This window comes from Sulfitobacter sp. G5_S2_6_S6 (genome assembly GCF_054968505.1).
Genome location: NZ_JBQKUI010000007.1, coordinates 169,672 through 176,689 on the forward strand (window position 1 = coordinate 169,672; position 7,018 = coordinate 176,689).

Genomic DNA, 7,018 nt, shown 5'->3' on the forward strand with positions numbered 1-7,018 from the left:
TATTGCTCACTCGAAGTTTACGATCGAGTCGACCAGCTCTTGGCCGTAGGTGTCATAGTAGCCTTCATAGGCCGATTTGATCGACGCCTGAAACGCGGCTTTCTCTTCGGCGGACAGGGCGTTTACTTCCATGCCACGCTCTTTCAGCGTTTCCACACCCGAGGTTTCCACATTGTCGACATAGCCCCGCATCGCGGCAGCCGCTTGCGTCGCGGCTTTCTCCATCGCGGCTTTCTGATCGTCGTCCAGCCCGTCCCAGAAAGGTTTGGACACCAGCAGCATCGCGGGCGAATAGACGTGGCCCGACAAGGTCAGATATTTCTGAACTTCGTTCAGCTTGACCGAAACGATCACCGACAGCGGGTTTTCCTGACCGTCGATCACACCTTGCTGCAACGACGAAATCACCTCGGGCCAAGCCATCGGCGTGGGGGCGGCCCCCATGGCGTCGAAGGCGGCGAGGTGCACGGGGTTTTCCATCGTGCGGATCTTCAGCCCTTCGACATCGGCAGGCGTGTGGATCGCATTGCGGTTGTTGGTGATGTGGCGAAAGCCCTGTTCGCCCCATGCCAGACCGTGCAGGCCGACAGTGTCGAACTCGCCCAGAATGTCCTGACCGATGGGCCCGTCCAGCACGGCGCGGGCGTGGTCCAACCCGCTGAACAGGAACGGAATGTCAAAAACACCGGTGGAGGGGACGAAGTTCGCCAGCGTGCCCGAGGACACGATTGTTGCCTCGATGGTGCCCAGTTGCAGCCCCTCGATCACTTCGCGTTCACCGCCCAGACCCGAGGACGGGAAATGCTTGAAGCTGAACTGGTCGCCGGTCTCCGCCAGCACGACCTCTTCGAATTTCTGCGCCGCGACGCCGTAGTGGCTGTCGGGGGCCAGAGCATAGCCGATCTTGATCTCGGTCTGCGCGGCGGCGGCACCCGCCAGCGCGACAAAGGCGCTTGCGGCCGCAAAATGTGTCAGATTGAATTTCATGGTAACCTCCCAGTAACCTTGTGGATGTGCTATCTAAACCCACCAAAGCTGACAAGATGCAGCCCTCGTGGCACCACGCAACGCTGCCTTAGCCCTGCGCGGATTTCCGGAACAACTTTACCAGCTCGGGCACATAGGCCTGACCATGCCCCGCCTCGACCGTTCGGGCGAGCGCGGCAGAGACGTTATCGGCGACGGTCTGTTGCGCCCCCGATGCGGTCGACATGGCACGGTAATAGTCGATGTCTTTTTGTGCATTGCTAACGAAAAACGGCAGCCCTTCGCGGTCGCCTTGCGTGATATAGGGGGCAAGGCGGTCCAGCGCGACACTGGCCCCGCCGCCACCGGCCAGAACATCCACAAAGACCTGCGGATCGATCTGTGCATCGGCGGCCTGCGCTGCGGCCTCGGCCAGCAGGGTCATGAACCCCACCGACACATAGTTATGCAGCAGCTTTAACCGGTGCCCGTGGCCAAGCGCACCGACGTGGTCGACCGTATCGGTAAAGCTTGCCAGCACGGGCCGGACCTTTTCCAGCACCGCGGCGTCACCCCCCACCAACAGGTTCAACGCCCCGTCATGGGCGTGTTTCGCCGTGCGCGTCATCGGCGCATCCAGATAGGCCCCGCCCGCGGCCTGCACCGCGTCGCCCATACGCAGGGTGCTGTCGGGCAGCGCGGTCGAACAATCGACAACCACCGCACCGGGTTTCAACGCCGACACCAGTCCGTTATCGCCGGTGACAATCGCCTCCACCTGTGGCGATCCCGTGACGCAGAGTATGATCACATCACTCACCGCCGCCAGCGCGGCAGGCGTGTCATAGGCCACCGCGCCAAGGCCCGTAATCTCGTCTACCGGCTGGTTGCCGGGGTGATCCAGAAAGCCCAGTTCGAACTTGCCCTTGCGCAAGACGTTCCGCGCAATGCCGTGGCCCATCAGACCGACACCGATAATGCCAACTTTCATCGCGTTCCTCCCTTTGTCCCGCAGCGCGGTTTAATCCGCGTTGATCCAGATCGCTTTGGTGTCCAGATATTCTTCCAGATGCTCGGTCCCGCCTTCGCGGCCATACCCCGACATCTTGACCCCGCCAAAGGGCACTGCTGGATCAATGGCGTGATACATATTCACCCAGACGGACCCTGCTTTCAGCCGATGCGCCAGCTTGTGCGCCGTCCCCAGATTGGTCGAGAATACACCAGCAGCCAGCCCATAGGGCGTGTCATTGGCGCGTGTCACGACCTCGTCCAGATCATCGAACGGCAGCGCGGAAATCACGGGGCCGAAGATCTCTTCGCGGGCGATGCGCATGTCGTCGGTGACGCCGCCAAAAACGGTGGGCTGGATGAAATGCCCGCCCTCCAGCGCCGCCCCTTCGGCACGTTGCCCGCCGGTCAGAACCGTTGCGCCCTCGGCCGGACCGTCCGACAGGAAACCGGCGATCCGTTCAGCCTGACGGGCCGAGATGATGGGCCCGATATCCGTGCCCTCGTCAATCCCCTGCCCGATCTTCAGCCCTGCGGCAAACTCCGCGACGCGGCGGGTGAATTCATCATGGATCTCGCGCGCCACAAACAGCCGCGATCCGGCGATGCAGATCTGACCCGAATTGGCAAAGACCGACATGGCCGCGACCGGCACCGCCTTGTCGATATCCGCATCCTTACAGACGATGACCGGCGATTTACCCCCCAGCTCAAGCGAAACGCGTTTCAGCGTGCCCGTCGCCGCGCGGGCAATCGCCTGACCGGTGGCAGTTGAGCCGGTGAACACGATCTTGTCCACATCCGGATGCGCCGCCAGCGCGGCACCGGCATCGGCCCCCAATCCGGTCACCACATTCAACACCCCGTCGGGCAGCCCCGCTTCTTGCATCAACCGCGCGATCATCAGCACGGTCAGCGACGCCTCCTCGGACGGTTTCAACACCACGGTGCAGCCGGTCGCCAGCGCGGGCGCGATCTTCCAGACGGAACCGGCGATTGGCGCATTCCACGGGATGATCGCCCCGACCACGCCCACGGGTTCACGCACGGTGGATGAATAAATCTCGCCGGGGAAGGAGTTCGGGATCGTCTGGCCGTGGATCATCACCGCCTGCCCCGCATAGAACCGCAACATCCCCAACACGCGACGGCTGTTGGCCAGTGTGCGCTGGATCGGCATCCCCATATCCAATGTGTCCGACAGACACAGGCGTTCCCATTCTGCCTCGAACTTGTCGGCGATGCGCAGCAGCAGCGCCTGACGCTCGAACGGGGTGAACTTGGCCCAAGGTCCCTCGAACGCCGCGCGGGCGGATTTTACGGCGGCATCAATATCCGCCGCGCCCCCCTCCGGTACGGTCGCCAGCAAAGACCCGTTCGCCGGATTGCGCGCATCCATCTCTGCGCCCGATTGGGCCGGGCACCATTTACCATTGATGAACATGGGCCGAAAGCTGCCGTCATACAGCGCGCTCGCCAAAGCGTTCCAGTCTTTCATACGTGTCTCCCTTGCTTTGCAGACCACCGCGTAGATGGCGTCTTTCTGCACCTCGGATCGAGGCGCCGCAAGGTAAGGTAGGCGAATTAATCCAAATTTTTGAAAGTTTTACGGCAAGGGCATGCCCGAATGGCCCGCAAACCTGTGTTTTGTCAGGATATTCGGGCCGTCTCATTTGTGTTTGCAGGAACGGGCACCCCATCAGGCTGCCCGCCCCACGTCAGAACTTGAGCGAGAGACTCGCCCCGATGTCGTGGCTGTCATAGTCGAACAACGCCACATTCGATTTCGCCCGCGTGTAGGTATAGGTGATGCGCGGCACGTATTTCCCGATCTGCACCTTATTGTGCTGCACGGTGAAGGTGAGGCTGGTGGTGTCATCCTCGCGCGGGGTCGTGGTGCCGGGGAAGATGCCGTCGTATCTGTCCTGTTCGTATGCCAGTATCACGCCGGTCGAGAGACCCGATTTCCACTGTTTGTCGATCCCCATCGACACGCCGGTTTCATGGTGATCCAGATGCGCGCGCTGTGTCGTCTCGCGCAGCTGCGACAGGCCGAAGGATAGCCCGAGCGTCGGCGTCAGCCGATGTTGGTACGAGACCGAAGCCCGCATCCGGTGCCCGTCCCGAAACGGGCTTTGGTCATAGGTCTGCCGATCAAACCGCAGCGCACCCGACACCAGATCACGCGGACGCAGCTGATAGGCGCCGCGCAGCTCCGCCCCCCACCGTCGTCGCACGATGTCTGAATCAGAAAAGCTCAGCTCGGCAATCGGCCCGAAAGAGAACCGCCCCCGCTGCCCGCCTCGAATGACATCGAACCGTGCGACAGCCGTGGTTTCCGTGTTCAGCGCGGAATCGTAGAATTTCGCATCCAGACTGGCGGTGCCCACGCCGGACCATCTTTCATTCCATTGCCAGCGCTGCCACGCAGTGCCGCCAATCGCCAGCCCCACCCCGGAAGACGCCCGCGACGCAGGGTTCAGCGTGAACGGCACCCCGCCAATCAGAATCTCCTGCTCGGCACTGCCGCGGGTCTGGTTTGACGACGGCAACAGCGCGAACCGCAGGGCAAAGCCTCCGGGCTTGCGCGAGGTATTGTTCAGGATAAAGGTCTGCAATCCGGCGCGCAGCTGTTCGTCAGCGGTTTCCGCGACCAACCGTTCCGCATGATAGCGCGCAGCGGTCACGTCACCGCGATAGGCCAGCAGCAGGGTCAGCTCTCGTCTTGCCGGTTCATAATCGGGCGCGATGCGTACCAGATCGCGAAACAGATCAACCGCCGCCGCAGGCTGGTTCTGGCGCATCAGGATTTGACCTTCCAGATAGGCCTGATGCAGCGGCCCGTTCGGATCCCCCTTGACCAACTGCGCCAGACTGGCCCGCGCGGCGTCATAGTTTCCCTGTTCCAGATAGTCCTGTGGTGTCGCGGCCTGCGCCTGTCCGGGCGATTGGCACGCCAAAAGAACGCCCATCAGGGCGGCAAAAAGAAGATGTTTCATGGATTAACCCTCAAGCAGTTAAATCGGCGTGAAACCTGAACTCTGCACTGCGTCTCCCACATGAAATAATGGGGAGACGCAGGCATGGCTTGAGGTCATGCCCACGCCCAGAGAAGCGGGACCCGTAATTTGATCGACGCTTCTCTATCCCGTTGTCGTCGACCTTAGTCGACTTTGTCGGCCGAGAAGTAGCCGTTCCCGTTCAGCGACCCGTCGTCAGCGCCGATACCAAATGTCAGCGCACCGGCAACCTGTTCGGCGTTTGGCCCATAGAACGCACCGGAGTACGTCCCTTCGGCGCTATTGACGTCGATATCGCTGATGAAGTCCGCATCTGCCGTCAATGTCCCGGCAAAACCGTTGTTATCGAACGTGGTTTTATCCATCGCGATGGTCCCTTCAACGGCGTCACGTACACCGTCTTCGGGGTCTTCGATGGTGGTGTTCCCGATGGTGCCCCAGATCTCGCCGGCGCCAAAGTCTGCCGTCATCGCGATCTCACTACGCACCTTGTACCGGCTTTCGCTGTTCGATTCGAAGCCGCTGTTTGGCACAACATTGATCCGCGACCGACCCGTATATTCGGCTTTTGGCAGATCTTTCAGATCTTCATCCGCCGTCTCTGTGCCAAAGATCGCAAAGGTATTGTCACCCGACACGTGACCTTCGGCGTTCTCGGATGTCCGGAAAATGCTTACCACCTGGGCAAAGCCATTGCCCGCCGTCAGCAGTTCTTCGACCGGACCATTAAAGTTATAGACCCCGGCGAATTTGCCATCCACCTCGACCTCGTAGCCGTCACCTTCGCCATTCACGTCGGCAGGGGTGAACGCCAGCTCTTCGCCGTCGATGGTCACGGTCAGCGCGCCATCGTCATTGCGCTTGATCGACGCGGTGACATCAGTCGTCGTGCTGGTTTCCCCGGTGTGATAGTTCAGGTTCTGCAAGGCGACGCCCACGGCGCGCGCGGTCAGTGTCTTGCCTGACGCGATCGCAGCACCGGCATCGACCGGATCACCGTCCTCGTCTGTTGCAAAGGTCCGTTTGGCCTGCGCCTCTTCGGTGATGTCTGTCACATCAATCACCTTGTCGACCCCGTTCGATGACCCGCAGGCCGCGACGCTCAGCGCCAGCGCGGTCGTTGTCATCAGTTGCATGTAAAGTTTCATTTCAATGCCCTTTCTAAATAGCCCCAAGCGGGCGGGTGCCTGCCGAAATCGCAGCAGGTTAAGAAAGGTTAAAAATCGACCGTAAACGTACCGTAATTTTTTGCGCGGCGCTCCGTGAAAAAATCGTGAAAAAAGAACGCATCAGGCGGTTTTTCATCGCTACACGCTAGGGGGCCTAACCTATAGTTGCGACAGATATGCCAGCGCCTGTTTGCTTGGCATAAAGAAGTACCCCCCCGCCACCGTTCGGGTGAAATCCACCGGCGCAGGCTGTGCGACCCCCTCCCCTTCCGCGCGGGACATCGGGCACATATCCAGTGCTAGCGATTCCTCCGACCCCGGAATAATGAACGTATCACCCTTCTGTTTCGGCGTGATCAAAGGGTCCGGCCCATGCCGCCCGCCGTGGAACCCGTCTGCGTTGATCCAGGTCTGCTGCACGAATTCGAACTGCCGTTCGATATTGGCGTTAAAGCACATAAAGAAGGTGCCTTCCTCTTGCTCAACCGGCGGTACGGTCTCGGTATCACGCCGCACCCAGCCCGCGTCGATCAAGCCTGCGTCCTGCGGCGTGTCAAACGCGCTGCTATAGGTCCGGCCCCGCCGCAACAGCCGATGGCGGTTGTTGATCTGCAAAGTGATCTCGTGACCGGGGCGGAAACTGTCGCGCGGATTGGCGCGGCGGATATGCGACCCGATCGGGCAATACAGCCCCAAGGGGTCATCCTCGCCATGGCGGAAATCATTGTCGGGGATCACCGGCCGCAGCAGATCGCGCGGTATGCCAAGGGGGCCGACCTCATGCTCCAGCTCTGACAAGGCATCGTTGAACGCGGCCCAGCCCTGCGCCGTCCAGATCGTCTCATCCATGCT

The 7,018-nt window shown here is 61.0% G+C and carries 5 protein-coding genes and 1 pseudogene; all 6 read right to left on the minus strand.

The window, feature by feature from the left end; translation table 11 throughout:
- Nucleotides 1–6: 6 nt before the first annotated feature.
- Nucleotides 7–987 (minus strand): TRAP transporter substrate-binding protein, encoded by a 981-nt coding sequence (locus tag ACTRWK_RS13025; RefSeq protein WP_289082060.1) that lies wholly within the window; start codon nucleotides 985–987, stop codon nucleotides 7–9.
- Nucleotides 988–1,075: 88 nt separating this feature from the next.
- On the minus strand, nucleotides 1,076–1,957 hold the full coding sequence (locus tag ACTRWK_RS13030; protein ID WP_278375721.1) for an NAD(P)-dependent oxidoreductase: 882 nt from the start codon (nucleotides 1,955–1,957) through the stop codon (nucleotides 1,076–1,078).
- Nucleotides 1,958–1,987: 30 nt separating this feature from the next.
- The gene (locus tag ACTRWK_RS13035; RefSeq protein WP_289082059.1) at nucleotides 1,988–3,475 is read right to left on the minus strand and encodes an aldehyde dehydrogenase family protein; all 1,488 of its coding nucleotides are present in this window, start codon (nucleotides 3,473–3,475) and stop codon (nucleotides 1,988–1,990) included.
- Nucleotides 3,476–3,695: 220 nt separating this feature from the next.
- Complete coding sequence (locus ACTRWK_RS13040; RefSeq protein WP_462843949.1) at nucleotides 3,696–4,976, minus strand: surface lipoprotein assembly modifier; 1,281 nt, start codon at nucleotides 4,974–4,976, stop codon at nucleotides 3,696–3,698.
- A 164-nt stretch (nucleotides 4,977–5,140) separates the two neighbouring features.
- On the minus strand, nucleotides 5,141–6,133 hold the full coding sequence (locus tag ACTRWK_RS13045) for a transferrin-binding protein-like solute binding protein (RefSeq protein WP_462843950.1): 993 nt from the start codon (nucleotides 6,131–6,133) through the stop codon (nucleotides 5,141–5,143).
- A gap of 192 nt (nucleotides 6,134–6,325) precedes the next feature.
- Nucleotides 6,326–7,018 (minus strand): annotated as a pseudogene (locus ACTRWK_RS13050) (cytochrome P450); the annotation flags it as partial.